The sequence below is a fragment of the Curtobacterium sp. MCBA15_007 genome (assembly GCF_001864905.1).
In the GTDB taxonomy this organism is placed as follows: domain Bacteria; phylum Actinomycetota; class Actinomycetes; order Actinomycetales; family Microbacteriaceae; genus Curtobacterium; species Curtobacterium poinsettiae.
Genome location: NZ_MJGM01000056.1, coordinates 1 through 15,794 on the forward strand (window position 1 = coordinate 1; position 15,794 = coordinate 15,794).

At 71.5% G+C, this 15,794-nt stretch carries 13 protein-coding genes and 1 tRNA gene; 9 read left to right on the plus strand and 5 right to left on the minus strand.

Going from position 1 to position 15,794, the window contains the following annotated elements; genetic code table 11:
• Positions 1-387 precede the first annotated feature (387 nt).
• Both BIU95_RS13850 and BIU95_RS13855 read right to left on the minus strand, forming a co-directional pair.
• Positions 388-816: a BLUF domain-containing protein gene (locus tag BIU95_RS13850; protein WP_017888306.1), complete on the minus strand. Its 429-nt coding sequence runs from the start codon at positions 814-816 to the stop codon at positions 388-390.
• A gap of 76 nt (positions 817-892) precedes the next feature.
• On the minus strand, positions 893-2,047 hold the full coding sequence (locus BIU95_RS13855) for an AI-2E family transporter (protein WP_017888307.1): 1,155 nt from the start codon (positions 2,045-2,047) through the stop codon (positions 893-895).
• Between the two features lie 91 nt (positions 2,048-2,138).
• On the opposite strand from BIU95_RS13855, the gene BIU95_RS13860 reads away from it, so the two are divergent.
• The 3 genes from BIU95_RS13860 to BIU95_RS13870 are packed head-to-tail and all read left to right on the plus strand — an operon-like array spanning position 2,139 to position 4,258.
• The gene (locus BIU95_RS13860; protein ID WP_071251935.1) at positions 2,139-2,927 is read left to right on the plus strand and encodes an MSMEG_4193 family putative phosphomutase; all 789 of its coding nucleotides are present in this window, start codon (positions 2,139-2,141) and stop codon (positions 2,925-2,927) included.
• A 48-nt stretch (positions 2,928-2,975) separates the two neighbouring features.
• Positions 2,976-3,503, plus strand: coding sequence for a DUF3090 domain-containing protein (locus tag BIU95_RS13865; protein WP_017888309.1), 528 nt, complete (start codon positions 2,976-2,978; stop codon positions 3,501-3,503).
• Positions 3,500-4,258: an SCO1664 family protein gene (locus BIU95_RS13870; protein ID WP_071251936.1), complete on the plus strand. Its 759-nt coding sequence runs from the start codon at positions 3,500-3,502 to the stop codon at positions 4,256-4,258. The genes BIU95_RS13865 and BIU95_RS13870 overlap by 4 nt, the downstream gene beginning before the upstream one ends.
• Before the next feature lie 71 nt (positions 4,259-4,329).
• Here the strand turns inward: BIU95_RS13870 and BIU95_RS13875 are convergent, their stop codons facing one another.
• Positions 4,330-6,348 carry a VWA domain-containing protein gene (locus BIU95_RS13875; protein ID WP_071251937.1) on the minus strand — a complete coding sequence of 673 codons (2,019 nt, stop codon included), beginning with the start codon at positions 6,346-6,348 and terminating at the stop codon, positions 4,330-4,332.
• On the minus strand, positions 6,341-7,726 hold the full coding sequence (locus BIU95_RS13880) for an AAA family ATPase (protein WP_017888312.1): 1,386 nt from the start codon (positions 7,724-7,726) through the stop codon (positions 6,341-6,343). The genes BIU95_RS13875 and BIU95_RS13880 overlap by 8 nt, the downstream gene beginning before the upstream one ends.
• A gap of 255 nt (positions 7,727-7,981) precedes the next feature.
• Between BIU95_RS13880 and BIU95_RS13885 the strand changes: the two genes are divergently transcribed.
• The 4 genes from BIU95_RS13885 (at position 7,982) to BIU95_RS13900 (ending at position 12,248) form a co-directional block, all read left to right on the plus strand.
• Positions 7,982-9,391 carry an MFS transporter gene (locus BIU95_RS13885; protein WP_071251938.1) on the plus strand — a complete coding sequence of 470 codons (1,410 nt, stop codon included), beginning with the start codon at positions 7,982-7,984 and terminating at the stop codon, positions 9,389-9,391.
• Between the two features lie 169 nt (positions 9,392-9,560).
• Complete coding sequence (locus BIU95_RS13890; RefSeq protein WP_056070268.1) at positions 9,561-10,241, plus strand: GntR family transcriptional regulator; 681 nt, start codon at positions 9,561-9,563, stop codon at positions 10,239-10,241.
• A gap of 265 nt (positions 10,242-10,506) precedes the next feature.
• Entirely contained in the window at positions 10,507-11,730 is a 1,224-nt protein-coding gene (locus tag BIU95_RS13895; protein WP_254783370.1) for an LCP family protein, read from the plus strand.
• A 428-nt stretch (positions 11,731-12,158) separates the two neighbouring features.
• Positions 12,159-12,248 (plus strand) — tRNA-Ser (locus BIU95_RS13900).
• A 116-nt stretch (positions 12,249-12,364) separates the two neighbouring features.
• On the opposite strand, the gene BIU95_RS13905 is transcribed toward BIU95_RS13900, so the two are convergent.
• A complete protein-coding gene (locus BIU95_RS13905) occupies positions 12,365-13,369 on the minus strand; it encodes a LacI family DNA-binding transcriptional regulator (RefSeq protein ID WP_083389384.1) in 1,005 nt (334 codons plus the stop codon).
• Positions 13,370-13,484: 115 nt separating this feature from the next.
• Here BIU95_RS13905 and BIU95_RS13910 point away from each other — a divergent pair, with 115 nt between their 5' ends.
• Positions 13,485-14,702 (plus strand): Gfo/Idh/MocA family protein, encoded by a 1,218-nt coding sequence (locus BIU95_RS13910; RefSeq protein WP_071251940.1) that lies wholly within the window; start codon positions 13,485-13,487, stop codon positions 14,700-14,702.
• Positions 14,699-15,703 (plus strand): sugar phosphate isomerase/epimerase, encoded by a 1,005-nt coding sequence (locus BIU95_RS13915; protein ID WP_071251941.1) that lies wholly within the window; start codon positions 14,699-14,701, stop codon positions 15,701-15,703. Before BIU95_RS13910 ends, BIU95_RS13915 begins: the two co-directional genes overlap by 4 nt.
• Positions 15,704-15,794 lie beyond the last annotated feature (91 nt).

The window sequence follows — 15,794 nt, forward strand, 5'->3', positions numbered from 1 at the left end:
GCGAAGCCCGCACGGTGCGGTGGCCGGGAGGCGCGGTGCGGGCCCGCCACGGGCCTCCCGTCCGGCGGTGCGCACGGCGCGTGTGTGGTGACCGGGTGCGGGGTTGGTGGCGTGGTGCGGCGCTGTGAGCGCGCACGGTGTGGGCAAGCTCGCACCGGGTGGCGGTGGGCGCACGGTGCGGTGGCCGGGAGGCGCGGTGCGGGCCGGCCACGGGCCTCCCGTCCGGCGGTGCGCACGGTGCGTGTGTGGTGACTGGGTGCGGGGTTGGTGGCGTGGTGCGGCGCGGTAAGCGCGCACGGTGTGGGCAAGCTCGCACCGGGTGGCGGTGGGCGCACGGTGCGAAGCCCGCACGGTGCGGTGGCCGGACGGCGCGGCGCAGCCGACGGGTCAGAGGTCGTGCAGCTCGCGGTCGCGGAACCACTTCAGCAGCCAGGCCGCACTGGTCCGGTCGAACGAGCGCGGGAAGTCCATCGTGCCGGAGAGGAAGGGACTGAAGCCCGCTTCTGACCGGATGTCGGAGTCGTCGAGTGCTCGGTACGCCATCGACCAGCCGTCGAAGCGCCGGCGCTCGATGTCCTCGCGCACGAGCGACTTGACCTCACCGTGCCGCCGGTCCTTCGCGATGACGTCGTACCGGTCCTGCACGCTCCATGCCGGCCCCTCGAGCAGCTGCATGAACCGGCCGCCCTTGGCGAGCAGGAGCCCGGAGACCCCGAGCGCTTCGTTCCGCAGCCGGGACTCAGCGAGCAGCACCGCCATGGCCTGGTCGTCGAAGGGCACGACGGCACGACTCATGTAGACGATGGAGACGAGCACTCCTCCATACTGCTGGGTGGCAGGCCGTTGCGCGAAGTGGATGTCCGCAACGCGCCCCACGGATCGGCGCCGCGGATCAGCCCTGCGGCAGCTCGTGCGCGGTGACGTCCTCGTTGCGCTTCTTCCGCCAGGGGCGAGCCGGGGTGTTCGGGCCGTCCCACACCAGGATGGCGCCCCAGGCCGCAGCGATCAGCGGCACCGAGATGATCGCGCCCGTGATGCCGGCGAGCACGGTGCCGGCGGTCAGGCCGATCAGGATGACGAGGCCGTGCAGCTTGAGCGTCCGCCCCATCAGGACCGGCTGCAGCAGGTTGCCCTCGAGCTGGTTCACCAGCACCACGATGCCGATCACGATGAGCGCCTGCACCGGGCCGAGGGCGACGAGCGCGACGAGGGCGGCGAGGATGCCGGCAGCGGTCGCACCGACGATCGGGATGAACGCCGTGATGAAGACGATGACGGCCAGCGGCAGGGCCAGGGGCACGCCGACGATCGCGATGCCGACCCCGATGCCGATCGCGTCCACGGCGGCGACGGTGGCGGTGCCGCGGACGTAGCCGCCGAGGGTCGAGACGACCCGGTCACCGACACGACGTGCGCGGGCGTAGCGCTCACCGGTGAAGGGACGGAGCAGGAACTCCCAGATGCTCGGGCCGTCCTTGAGGAAGAAGAACAGCACGACGATCATCAGCACGAGCCCGGTCAGGAAGTTCGCGGTGGCCGACGCGCCCGCCAGCGCACCGGAGCCGAACTGGGCGCTCGTGACGAAGTCGGACGCCGACGCGACGGCGTCGTCGATCTGCTTGTCGGAGATCGAGAACGGCAGGTTCTTCGCGAACTCCTGCAGCTGCTGGAACCCGTCGACCGCCGATTTCTGCAGCTGCGACCACTGGTTCTCGACCGCGACGACGATGAGCCAGCCGATCAGGCCCAGGATCGCGAGCACGCCGATCAAGACGGCGAGGGTGGCGAGCACCGACGGCACGCGGTGCTTGCGCAGCCACGACACGACCGGGTGCATCGCCGACGCGATGATGAGCGCGAGGAGCACGGGGATCGTGACGACGCTCAGGATGTTGCTCGCCCAGACGACCCCGGCGACGACCACCACGACGATGATCAGCTGCAGGCACCGGGTCGCGAAGTGCCCGGCGGAGTCGGACCATGCGGCCTGGACCCTGGACGGCGGGGCTGGGGTGGTCGGGCGCGGAGCGTCGCGGAAGAACGGCATGCGCCAGACGCTACCGACCAGCGGGCCGCCGCGCCGCTTCTGACGGGCAACGCGTCGAGGGCAGCACGTCCGCGCGCCTAGGATCGGGCGCATGGCGACCGTCCTCCTCGTCCGTCACGGACGCACCACCGCGAACGCCACCGGCGTCCTGGCCGGACGCACCGCCGGCGTGCGACTCGACGCCGTCGGGCGGACCCAGGCCGAGCGGACCGCGGAGCGCATCGCCGCGGTGCCCGTGGTCGCCGTGGTGTCGAGTCCGCTCGAGCGCTGCCGACAGACCGCCCGCGCGATCCTCGACCGGCAGCCCGGCCGGCAGCCCGGCCGGCAGCCCGGCCGCCAGCCCGACCGGCAGTCCGGCGCGTCCGATCTGCTGATCGAGCGCGCCATCACCGAGGCCGACTACGGGCAGTGGCAGGGCCGGAAGCTCGCCGACCTGGCGAAGGAGCCCCTCTGGCGCACGGTGCAGGCGAACCCCAGTGCCGTCGTGTTCCCCGGCGGCGAGTCCATGCAGACGATGCAGTCCCGTGCCGTCGCGGCCGTCCGGCGCATCGACGCCGAGGTCGAGGCGGAGCACGGACCCGGCGCGGTCTGGGTCGCGGTGAGCCACGGCGACATCATCAAGAGCGTCCTGGCCGACGCGTTCGGCATGCACCTGGACCTGTTCCAGCGCATCGGCGTCGGGCCGGCCTCGGTGTCGGTCGTGCGGTACGGCGAGCACCGCCCCGAGGTCGTCGCGACGAACACCGAGTCGGGCGACCTGTCCTGGCTGTGCACCGCCCCGGCTCCCAGCGGGGAGGCCGCGGTCGGCGGCGGCGCTGGACATCCGGAACCCGATGCGCACACCGGCACCGGGCGTCCGGCCCCCGACGCGCCCGGCTGACCTGCGCGACCCTGAACGGGCGGAGCCGAGCGCTCCTACAATGCGGGTATGCCCACCATCGTCCACGGCTTCGACTGGCCGGACCGCCTCGTCGTCGGCACCATCGGCCGTCCGGGTGAGCGCGCCTTCTACATCCAGGCCCGCTCCGGTCGACGCGTCACCAGCGTCGCGCTCGAGAAGGAGCAGACCTCCGTGCTCGCCGACAAGATCGACGAGCTCCTCGACGAGGTCGCGACCGTCGACGACAACCGCTTCAGCGTGCCGCCGTCCGTGCCCGCCGAACTCCGCGACCCGGAGCCCCTCGACCAGCCGGTCGAGGCCGAGTTCCGCGCCGGAGCGCTGAGCTTGGGCTTCGACCCGTCCACCGCCCAGGTCGTCATCGAGGCGTACCCGATCGACGACGAGGTCGAGATCGTGTCCGAGGAGAGCGAGGACGGCGTCGAGATCGAGGCCGTCGTGGAGATCCCCGAACCCGCCGAGCTGTTCCAGGTGAAGATCCCGGTCGGCACCGCCCGGGCATTCGTCGAGCGCACGCGTGAGGTCGTCGCCGCCGGTCGTCCGCCCGGCGACGCATGAGCGACGGATCGCTCTCCGTCCGGGCGCGCATCCGTGAGGCGTCCAACGCCACCTTCCTCGCCGACCTCGACGGCGCGACCGTCGTCTACAAGCCCGTCGAGGGCGAGCGCCCGCTGTGGGACTTCCCGGACGGCACGCTCGCCGGCCGCGAGATCGCCGCACACCTGGTCTCCGAGGCGTTCGGCTGGGGCGTCGTCCCGCCCACGTGGATGGGTGACGGTCCGTTCGGGCCCGGCATGGTGCAGCGCTGGCAGGACGTCGACCCCGAGCAGGACGCCGTCGACCTGGTGGCACCCGAACTCGCCGAGGCGGACGGTTCGCCCTGGCTGCCCGTGCTCGAGGCCATCGACGAACACGACCAGCCCGTCACGCTCGTGCACGAGGACTCCGAGGCCCTGCGCCGGATGGCCGTCTTCGACGTCGTCGTGAACAACGCCGACCGCAAGGGCGGGCACGTGCTCGCGATGCCCGACGGCCACCGCTTCGGCGTGGACCACGGGCTCACCTTCCACGCCGAGCACAAGCTCCGGACGGTCCTGTGGGGCTGGATCGGCGAGCCGCTCGGTCCGGACGAGCTCGAGGGCCTCGACCGCGTGTCCGAAGCCCTGCGCGGCGGTCTCGGCGACGAGCTCGCCGAGCACCTGACGGACGAGGAGATCGACACGCTCCGGGCGCGCTGCGCGGCCCTGCGTGCCGTCGGGATCTTCCCGCCGCCGCCCGGTCACGGCCCCGCCGTGCCCTGGCCGCTGTTCTAGACGCACCCAGAGACGTAACTGGAGGCCCGTGGCGGTCTCGCCACGGGCCTCCCGGCTGTCCGTGGCTGGCTTCAGAGCCCCCAGTCGTCGCGGAAGAGCGCGCCGCCGGCCCCGCGACGCGAGCCGAGGTACGAGCCGACCACGGCGACCCCGAGGTCGTCGTTCTCCGGCGCCACGACGCTGCCGTCCACCCGCTTCGCCATCGCGTCGATGAACCGGGCGAGCCCCGGGTCCTCGCCGAGCCGGAAGAACGTCGTCTGGGCGCCGAGGCGTCCGGCGTTCTCGAGCTCCCGGACGGTCAACGCGATCGTCACCGGGTCGGGCGGGTAGTCGAACCAGACCTGCCCGTTCGGCTCGAGGTGCGAGGTCGGCTCGCCGTCCGTGACGATGAGGAGCACCGGTTGGGCCGTGGGGTGCTTGCGGAAGTGCCGGTTGGCGAGCAGCAGGGCGTGGTGCAGGTTCGTGCCCTTGTCCCACATCGCGTCGAGACCGACGAGCTGTTCGACGTCCATCACCTCGGCCTCGCGACCGAAGGCGATGAGCTGCAGGTCGTCGCCGCGGAACCGGGTCGACACCAGGGTGTGGAGCGCCAGGGCCGTGCGCTTCATCGGGACCCAGCGGTCCTCCATCGCCATCGAGAACGACGTGTCGACGAGCAGCGCGACGCAGGCCTGGGTGCGGGCCTCGGTCTCCTGCACCTCGACGTCGTCGATGCTCAGGTGCACGCCGGCTCCCTGCCGGCCGCTGGTCGCCGTCCGCACCACGGCGTTCGTGATCGTGCGGGGGATGTCCCACGGCTCGGTGTCGCCGAACGCCCACTGCCGTGACGCCCCTGACGGTTCACCCGCGGCGCCCGAGCGACGGAGGTCCCTGGCGCCCTGGCGACCGGACATCCGCTGGGCGACGTCCTTGAGCAGGCTCTTGCCGAGCTGCCGCATCGCCTTCGGGGTCAGCCGGAGCTGCCCGTCGGCACCGCGGCGCATCGCCCCCGAGTTCCGGAGCGCCTGTTCGAGCCGCTGCAGGGTCTTCGCGTCGACCGCCGCTTCGTCGCCCAGCTGCCGGGACAGCGCGTCGAGGTCCAGGTCGTCGAGTTCCGAGCCGGGGCCGGACTGGGCGAGCTGGTCGGCGAGCGCGTCGAGGTCCGCGATGTCCTGGAACACCCCGGTGCCGTCGCCGAGCCCGAGGCCCTGCTCGCCGTCCATGCGCTCCGACCCGCCCCAGTCCTCGCCGGGCCGCAGGGACCGCAGGTTCCCGTCGAGCTGGGACAGCTGCCCCATCAGGTCCGGGGAGCCGAACGCCTGCTGGGCGAGGGAGTCGAGTTCGTCCCGCTGCTCCTGGGTCATCGAGTTCCGCATGCGCTGCGCTGCGGCCGCGCGGGCTGCCAGGTCGTCGAGCAGCTCGTCGACGTTCGCGGGGTCCGACGGGAAGTACTCGCCGTGCTGGTCCATGAAGTCGTCGAACTGCTGCCGGGTGTCCTCACCGCGAGCGTGCGCCTCGAGCAGGGCGTTGAGGTCCTGCATCATCGCGCTGACCGCGGCCCGGTCCTGGTCGGTGGCGCCCTCGAGCGCCTGCTTCATGCCGGCGAAGCGCTGGTCGAGCACCTCGCGGCCGAGCAGGTCCTTGATCTCGTCGTACTTCTGCCGGGCCTCGGGGCTCGTCCAGTCGTAGCCGCCGAGCTCCTGCACCGCGGCGGCGGGGGAGGGCGACAGGCTGTCGAGCTGCAGTTCGGCCAGCGCCCGGTCGCCGTCGTCGAGGTCGACGTTGCGGGCGAGTTCGCCGCGTTCGGCACGGAGCGCCTGGTCGAGCAGTTCGCGGACCTGCTGCAGGGTGCCGTCGAGGTTGTTCCGGCTCGTCAGTTCACGGCGCCGCTCGGCCACCTGGCGGGCCAGGTCGTCGAGGCCGCGCTGCGTCCGGCCACCGCGTCGCAGGAACTCCCGCATCGCGCGCTCGGGCGACGTGCCGCCCATCACGTCCCGCCCGATGGCGTCGAGTGCCTCGGCCAGGTCGACCGGGGCCGCGAGCGGGTCCGGCCCGTCGGTGTAGGCCCCGTAGCGGGTGTCGCGCGTCAGGCGTCGGTTCTGCCTAGCCATAGACGGCTTCGCCCCCGCCGGACTCCTTGCTGATGCGTCGGGCCAGGAACAGGCCCTCGAGGGCGAGCTCGATCGCGCCGGCGCGTTCGCCGTCGTTCGTGGCACCCATCCGGTCGCACACCTGGTCGTACAGGTCGGACTCGCCGATCGACGGCAGCCCCTCGAGGAACGCCCGGGCGCTGACCTGCTCGCCCGTGGTCACCATCGTGCCGCCGTCGAGCGCGTCCACGAGCACCGCGAAGTCGAGACCCCTGAACCGGGCGCGCACGGTCTCGGCGGTCGCGGTGCGGAGCAGGTGCTCGAGGACCTCGTCGGCCCGGTCCTCTTCGCCGTTCTCGAACTCGATCTTGCCGCCGAGGACGTCCACCGCGGTCTCGAGGTCGATCGGGCGGGCGACCGCCTCGTCCTCGCCCTGGCGTGCTGCGCGGTGCACGGCGGCGGCGGACACCGTCTCGGCACCCGCGATCGCGAACCGGGCGCTCACGCCGCTGCGCTGGTCGACGGCGCTCGACGAACGGAGCGCCCGGGTGAAGCGGGCGAGGATCTCGATCAGCGCGTCGGGCACCTCGGCCGTCAGCTGCGCCTCCTGCCGGATGACGGCGATCTCGTCGTCGAGCTCGATCGGGTAGTGCGTGCGGATCTCGGCGCCGAAGCGGTCCTTCAGCGGCGTGATGATCCGGCCGCGGTTCGTGTAGTCCTCGGGGTTCGCACTCGCCACGACGAGCACGTCGAGCGGCAGCCGCAGCACGTAGCCGCGGATCTGGACGTCGCGTTCCTCCATCACGTTGAGCATCGCGACCTGGATGCGTTCGGCCAGGTCGGGCAGTTCGTTGATCGCGACGATGCCGCGGTGGCCGCGCGGGACCAGCCCGAAGTGGATGGTCTCCGGGTCGCCCAGGCTGCGACCCTCGGCGACCTTCATCGGGTCGACGTCGCCGATCAGGTCGGCGACGCTCGTGTCCGGCGTCGCGAGCTTCTCGACGTAGCGGTCGTCGCGGTGCCGCCAGCTGATCGGCAGGGCGTCACCGAGCTCGTCGGCACGTCGGATGCTCGCCGTCGTGATCGGTTCGTACGGGTGCTCGCCGAGCTCGGAGCCGGTGATGACCGGCGTCCACTCGTCGAGCAGGCCCTGCAGGGTGCGGAGCAGGCGGGTCTTGCCCTGGCCGCGCTCGCCGAGCAGGACGACGTCGTGCCCGGCGATCAGGGCGCGTTCGAGCTGGGGGATGACGGTGGTCTCGAAGCCGTGCAGGCCGGGCCACGGATCGGTGCCCTGGCGCAGGGCGGTGAGCAGGTTGTCGCGGATCTCGGCGCGGACCGTCTTCTGGACGTGACCAGAGGTGCGGAGCTCGCCGACCGTGCGGATGTCAGGTCGGGTCACGTTCTGGACGTTACGCCTTGTCGGACGGGAGGCCCGTGGCGGGCCCCGCCACGGGCCTCCCGTCCGTCCGCTTGTGGGTTTCCATCGCACTTGCGATCATTGAGATCCCGGCGACGGAGCCGGATTCGAAGTAGGGGGATCCGGCTCCGCCCCCGGTTGCTCGTACCGCATCTGAACCACCTCGGCGATCTCGGCGTACGGTCCCCTTTCGTGAGCAGCGCGAACGCAACCATCAAGAGCCTGGTGCCCGCCAGGATGGACCGCTTGCCGTGGACCCGGTTCCACTGGAGCGTCGTCGTCGGACTCGGCGTGTCCTGGATCCTCGACGGTCTCGAGATCCAGATCGTCTCGAACGCCGGGTTCCAGGCCGACCTGAACCTGTCGACGCAACAGGTGACGTTGCTCGGCACGATCTACCTGGTCGGGCAGGTCGTCGGCGCCCTGGTGTTCGGGCGGATGTCCGACCGGCTGGGCCGCCGCAAGCTGTTCATCCTGACGCTGGCCATCTACCTGATCGGTTCCGGCATCGCGGGCCTCGCGCAGGACTTCTGGTTCCTGGCGGCCTTCCGGTTCGTGGCGGGGTTGGGCATCGGTGGCGAGTACGCGGCGATCAACTCCGCGATCGACGAACTCATCCCCGCGAAGTACCGCGGGCACGTCGACATCGCCATCAACGGCACGTACTGGGGTGGCGCGGCACTCGGCGCCTTCGCGAACATCTACCTGCTCGACACGTCGTACTTCGCCGAGGACATCGGCTGGCGCATCGGGTTCTTCCTCGGCCCGGTGCTCGGCATCGCGATCATCTTCCTGCGCCGGCACATCCCGGAGAGTCCGCGGTGGCTGATGACGCACGGACGTCAGGAAGAAGCCGAGGCCACCGTCTCCCGCATCGAGGCGTCGGTGGAGCAGGCGACCGGCAAACCGCTGCCCGAGGTCGACCAGTCGAAGGCGATGACCGTCACACCGACCGACCGCGTCGGGTTCCTGACCATCGCGCGCGTGCTGCTGAAGCAGTACCCGACGCGGACGCTCGTCGGCGCGACGATGATGATCACGCAGGCGTTCCTGTACAACGCGATCTTCTTCACCTACGCGCTCGTGCTGACGAACTTCTTCGGCCTGAAGACAGCGGAGACGGCGGTCTACTTCTTCCCGTTCGCGATCGGCAACCTGCTCGGGCCGATCATCCTCGGGCGCTTCTTCGACACCTGGGGTCGTCGCCAGATGATCTTCCTGACGTACCTGGTGTCCGGGCTCGTGCTCGCCACGTCGGCGTTCCTGTTCCGGGCCGACGCGATCTCGGCCACGGTGCAGGTCGCCTTCTGGTGCGTCTCGTTCTTCTTCGCCTCGGCCGGTGCGTCGAGTGCGTACCTGACGGTCAGCGAGATCTTCCCGCTCGAGCTGCGGTCGCAGGCCATCTCGTACTTCTTCGCCCTGGCGCAGATCTTCGGTGCGGTCGCCCCGGCCGTCTACGGTGCCTTCATCGGGGACGGGTCGTCGCGGGAGCCGCTGTTCTGGGGGTACCTGCTCGGATCCGCGGTGATGATCGGTGGCGGCGTGGTGGCCCTGATCTTCGGGGTCGACGCCGCGCGGAAGGGGCTGGAGGACGTCACCCAACCGCTCTCGGTGCTCACCGGGGATGCGAAGTCCGACCGGAAGTGAGCACGGTGGCGACGGCCTGACATTCTGTATGCAGAGTGTTTAGCGCCGCCGCCGCAGCGCTGTCACTGTGCCTGCATGGCACTCCTCCACAGTCCGACACCGGCGACGATCATCCACGACAGCGGCCGCCCGCTCCCCGGGGGCTTCGCCCGTGCGTGACCCTGGGGTGATGGAGCACACCCCGATGCGCGCCGCGGCCGGCGACCTCGATCCCCACGGCCTGCGGCGCAGCCTGCTGCGCGACGCGGTGTTCCTGCGCCTGCTCGACAACGTCCTGCGGGGCGAGTACCGCCGTGGGCAGCGGCTGCGGCTCGACACCCTGGCATCGGACATGCGGGTGTCGCGGACGCCTGTGCGCGAAGCACTGGTGACCCTCGAATCGCTCCAGCTGGCGACCGTCCAGCGGTACGTCGGGGTCGTGATCTCGCACTGGTCGGTCGACCAGATGACCGAGCGCCTCCGGATCGCGCAGACCATGCTCGCCGATCCTCCGTCGAGCGCCGTCGGCTACCAGGACCGGTTCGACAAGGCGTGGCTCCGCGAGTGCTGGACCGAGGCCGGTGCCTTCGTCGAGCTCGGGTCCTGGTACCTGCGGCGCCGCGGATCGTCGGTGAGCGGCGACTGGTTGCTGTCGCAGCGCATCGTGCTCGACATGTTCTTCACCGATGACGTCGCCCTGGCGAACGGGATCGACGCCGTGGTCGACCGGCGCCGACGGGTCGAGATCGTGGAGCGAGCGGTGGACGCCGCCGGCCGCGATGCCCTCGACGACTGCGCCGCCGCACTCCTCGAACTCTCGACCGCCCTGATCGCCCTGCCGGACCGCTTCCGGGTGGTGGTGTCGGCCTGACGCGGCGTCGGCTGCGGATCCGTTCAGGTCCGTGCCGACCGCCGCGGATCCGCTGGTCGCGATGCCGTTCACCGAGCATCGCCGGTGCACCTCGCACCGGATCGTCAGGAAACGTCGTGGCAGCCTTGACCGGTTGCCGTCCCCGGCGTGTCCACCGACGACAGGAGTGCCCGTGAACGACGTCCGCGACCGATCCCACCGCTTGAACCGAGCGTCCGGGATCGCACGGCACGGACGTCTCCGGCGCTCGAGCCCCCTCGCGACCGTGGCCAAGACGGTCTCCGCCGTCGTCGCGGTGGCGCTCGTGAGCTCGGTCTCGGTCACGGCGATCGCGGCGAAGCAGGTCACGGACGACCTCGGTGACGGGGTGGAGATCCAGGGCCAGCCCGCGCCGCAGGCGAAGGGTGGTCCCAAGCCCCTCAGCGCCTTCAAGGGCGGCTTCAACATGCTCGTCGTCGGCACCGACAACGACCCCGACCAGAGCGCTGCGTTCGGGGAGCGCGACGCGACCCTCAACGACGTCAACATCCTGCTGCACGTCTCGGCGGACCACACCAACGCCACCGCGGTGAGCATCCCGCGTGACCTCGTCACACCGATCCCGGCCTGCAAGAAGACCGACGGCACGGGCACCGCCCCGGCGATGGCGGCGCAGCCGATCAACACCTCGTTCGGCGAGGGCGGCCTGAACTGCGTCACCCAGACGGTCGCCGGGCTGACCGGGCTCGACATCCAGTACTCGGCGGCGGTGTCGTTCAAGGGTGTCATCGAGATGTCGAACGCGATCGGCGGCGTGCCGGTCTGCGTCGCCCAGCCGATCACCGACTCGTACACGGGGCTGAACCTGCCCGCCGGCACCTCGACGCTGCAGGGTGACGATGCCCTGGCGTTCCTGCGCACCCGGCACAGCGTGGGCGATGGGTCGGACCTCGCCCGGATCTCGAGCCAGCAGGTGTTCCTGTCGTCGCTGCTCCGCACCGTGAAGTCGAACGACACCCTCGGTTCGCCCGCCCGCCTGTACAAGCTGGCCCGGGCGGCGGCGTCGAACATGCAGCTGTCCCAGAGCCTGAACGACATCGGGACGATGGTGCAGATGGGTCTGGCGCTCCGCGACCTGCCGCTGGCGCAGGTGAACTTCGTGCAGTACCCGGGCACCACGGGCGGCACCGGGGTCTACGCCGGGAAGGTCCAGCCGACGACGTACCTGGCCGACCAGCTGTTCGCGAAGATCAAGGCCGACCAGTCGTTCTCGCTCGGGGCGGACAGCACGGGCATCGGGTCGGAGACGAGTCCGACGCAGACGGGTCCGACGCAGCCGACCGCTGCACCGTCGTCTCCGGAGGCTGCGCCGAAGCCGGCGACGCCCGCGACCCCGGCAGCACCGTCGTCGGCTGCGCCCCGCACCCCCTCGGCGACGCCCGAGACCATCGACGGACTCGAGGGCCAGTCAGCCGACCAGCAGACCTGCTCCAAGGCGTTCGGGTACTGAGGCGCGGGGCGGGCCCTCGCTGGCCCCGAGTCTCGGTCGGGCGGACTCTTTGCGGCCTTCAACGCCCGTGGACTGTCCGCGGGGACGAGTCTCGGCTCGGTAGCTGCCTGCCCCCGAACGCAGGAACGGGGGCGCGGTGGTGGGCCGCGCCCCCGGGGAAGTCGCTCCCCGTCGGGCACCACGCGATCGGGCGCGCCGCGCCCGCGCGGAGAACGACGTCGGGTGCTGTGTCGCGACGACGGGGACGAACCCCGGAACGTGATTGCCGCGTCCCGACGATGCTATGCAGTGGGGTACGCCCCGACAACCCCGATGTGTCCCCACTTCGGGGGACCGCGCTGTCCGGCCCGAGCCACGCGCGGGCGTGCGTCGGGTCGAGACTGGCGCGGTCCTCCTGTATGGTGGTCGGAGCGCTCGCGAGAGTGCTTGGAGACGTCGCATAGTCCGGCCGAGTGCACCACCCTGCTAAGGTGGAGTCCCCTTTGAGGGGACCGAGGGTTCAAATCCCTCCGTCTCCGCACTGTACGAACAGCATGACGAAACCCCGGTCCGAGCGGACCGGGGTTTCGTCATTCCCGGGCGCCTCGCACGGCGGTCGACCCCGCCGGAACCAGGTTCCGCGGCTCGAGCGCGATCAGGCGCGCGGCGGCCCCGTCGTCGACCGGACCACGAGCGTCGGCGGCACGAGCGTCCGGATGGGACCCGCCGGGGCTCCCGCAGCCGCGCCGATCCGCTCCACCAACCGCGCAGCCGCCAGGCGCCCCACCTCGTCGTTGTGCGGGTCGACCGTCGTCAGGCGAAGCAGGGGTGACGCGGCGAGCGGGGTCTCGTCGTTGCCGATCACCGAGACGTCCTGCGGCACGCGGAGTCCGGCTTCCTGCACGGCGGCGATCGCACCCATCGCCATGACGTCGTTCGCGGCGAACACCGCGGTCAGGTCGGGGTGCTCCCGGAGTGCGAGCCGCGTGCCCTCGTAGCCGGTGGCTTCCGAGGTGGGGCCGGAGCCGGAGACCAGCGGCTCGATGCCCGACGCGACCAGCTGCGCGACGGTGGCGTCCCGGCGGAGCGCAGCCGGGCCTCCCGAGCCGGTCACGTGGACGATGCGGCGGTGACCCAGCCCGATCAGGTGATCCGCTGCCAGCCGTCCGCCGGCCGCTTCGTCGGAGGCGACCACGTCGAGTCCGCCTGGGACGTCCTCACGCGCACCGGCGACCACGACCGGGGTGTCCGCGGGGACGACGACGTCGGGGAAGCCCTCGGCGGCGAGCACCACGCCGTCGACCCGCAGGGAGACCAGGTCGTCGAACGGCGAGGAGCCGAGGTGGGCGTTGGCGCGGGTGTCGGCGAGGGTGAGGCGGAGTCCGTGCGGGGCGAGGGCCTCGCGGATGCCGTCGAGCATCGGGACGTACCAGGGGTTCCGGAAGTCGTCGACGATGACGCCGATGGTGCGGGTCCGGGTGCCGGCGAGGATGGCGGCGGCGCGGTTCGGGCGGTAGCCGAGCTCCGTGACGGCGGCGAGCACCGCGGAGCGGCGGGCGGGGGAGACTCCGGGGTCGTCGCGCAGCACCATCGACACCAGGGACTTCGAGACGCCCGCGCGTGCGGCGACGTCGATGATCGTCGGCGGGCGAGGGGTCACGCTGAGCCTTTCCGGCACGGTGCTTGACAGGACATGGGCTGGTGCGGCTACAGTCTACCGACATGTTCTGGAACGTTCCAGAATCGGATTCAGCGACCTTCTCGAAGGAGAGAACATGAGCGACAGCATCGGCGTCGCCGTCATCGGCGCGGGCATGGCGGGCAAGGCCCACATGGCTGCGTGGCGGAACGCACCCTCCCTCTTCACCTCGACGCTGCCGCCGGTCCGGCTCGTCTCGGTCGGCGACGTGTACGAGCCCCTCGCCGCCGAGGCCGCACGGCGCTTCGGCTACGAGCGGCACGACACCGACTGGCGGGCCATCGCGGCAGCGGACGACATCGACGTGGTGAGCGTCGTCGTCGCGAACACGCTGCACCGCGAGATCGTCGAGGGGCTGCTCGCCGCCGGCAAGCACGTGCTGTGCGAGAAGCCGCTGTCCGACTCGCTCGACGACGCCCGCGCCATGGCGTCCGCCGCTGCCGAGGCCGAGCAGCGCGGAGTCCTCGGCCGCATCGGTTTCACCTACCGTCGCGCTCCCGGGCTCGCGGCCATCAAGGAGCTCGTCGAGGACGGCACGCTCGGCCGGGTCCTGCACGTCTCGGGTCGGTACTGGACCGACTACGGCGCCTCGCCCGACGTCCCGTTCTCGTGGCGCTTCGCGGGGGAGCCCGGGTCCGGGGCGCTCGCCGACGTCGGCTCGCACCTGTCCTACGTCGCCGAGTTCCTCGCCGGACCGGTCCGGAGCGTCAGCGGTGGGACGTTCACCACGTCGATCACCGAGCGACCCGTGGCCGCCGGACACGCCCTGCGGGGGCAGGCGGTCCCGCTCACCGGTGCGACCGCGGCTGTCGGGAACGACGACTACGCCACGTTCAGTGCACGCTTCGGTGACGGCACGGTCGTCGGGTCGCTCGAGGCCTCCCGCGTCGCGGCCGGGCATCCGAACGGACTCGTCATCGAGGTGTTCTGCGAGCGCGGGGCCGCCCGGTGGGACCAGGAGCGCGCCTCCGAGATCGGCCTCGCGCTGCAGTCCGACGGCTCGCGTACGGGCGGGTACCGCCAGGTCGTGCTCGGCCCGGACCACCCCTACGTCGCGGGCGGCATGGCGATGGACGCCCCGGGCGTCGGTTGGGGGCAGAACCAGATGTTCGAGTACCAGGCGCGGGCGTTCCTCGACGAGGTCGCCGGGCTGTCCGGCGACGTACCCGACGCCCTGCCCGCGAACGCCACGTTCGACGACGGCGTGCACAACATGGAGGTCCTCGACGCGGTGGCACGGTCCGCCGCGGCCGGGGGCACCACCGAGACGATCAAGGAAGCAGTGACGGCATGAAGCTCGGTCTCTACAACGCGATCCTGCACGACCGGCCCCTCGCCGACGCACTCCGGGTCATCGCGGCCAACGGCCTGACCGGCATCGAGCTGAACACCGGCGGCTTCCTGCCCCCGGTGCACGTGCCCGACCTCGACGCGATCCTGGTCGACGACGCAGCCCGTGACGCCTTCCTCGCGCAGTTCGCGGGGACGGGTGTCTCGATCGCCGGCCTCAACTGCAACGGCAACCCGCTGCACCCCGACCCCGCGATCGGTCCCGCCCACGCCGAGGACGTCCGCCGCAGCATCCGCCTCGCGGCCCGCCTCGGACAGGACCGCGTCGTCACGATGTCCGGCCTGCCGGCGGGGGAGCCCGGCGGGACGCGGCCGAACTGGATCGTGAACGCGTGGAACTCGGCCGCGCTCGACGTCCTCGAACACCAGTGGAACGTCGCGGTGCCGTTCTGGCAGGAGATCGACGCCCTGGCCCGGGAGCACGGCGTGAAGGTCGCGCTCGAGCTGCACCCGCAGAACCTGGTGTTCAACCCGGCGACGATCCGCGAGCTCGTCGAACGCGGCGGGCTGACGAACGTCGGGGTCGAGCTCGACGCCTCACACCTGTTCTGGCAGCACATGGACCCGGTGGCGGTCGCCCGCGACCTCGGCCCGCTGGTCTTCCACGCCGCCGCGAAGGACGTCCGGATCAACCCGCACGCGGCGATCAACGGCGTGCTCGACAACTCGTTCCGCCGGTTGTCGACCGACGAGCCACGCACGAACCTGGGCGGCGACGAGTGGGCGAACGAGTGGCCGAAGCCGTCGGCGTGGGACTTCGTCGCGCTCGGCAAGGGCCACGACGAGGCGTACTGGACGACGTTCCTCGAGGCCCTGCGCGCGATCGACCCGGACATGTGGGTGAACATCGAGCACGAGGACACCGAGCTCGGGCGCGAAGACGGCGTCGCGGTCGCCGCGCGCGTGCTGCGCGCCGCGGACGCGGCACTGCCGCACCGGGCCTGACCGTCCGGCGGCAGACCCGCACACCGCCTGGAGGCCCGTGAACCGTTCCGCACACCGGGTGACGGATCCGCTCGTGGTGCGCCGTGCCTCC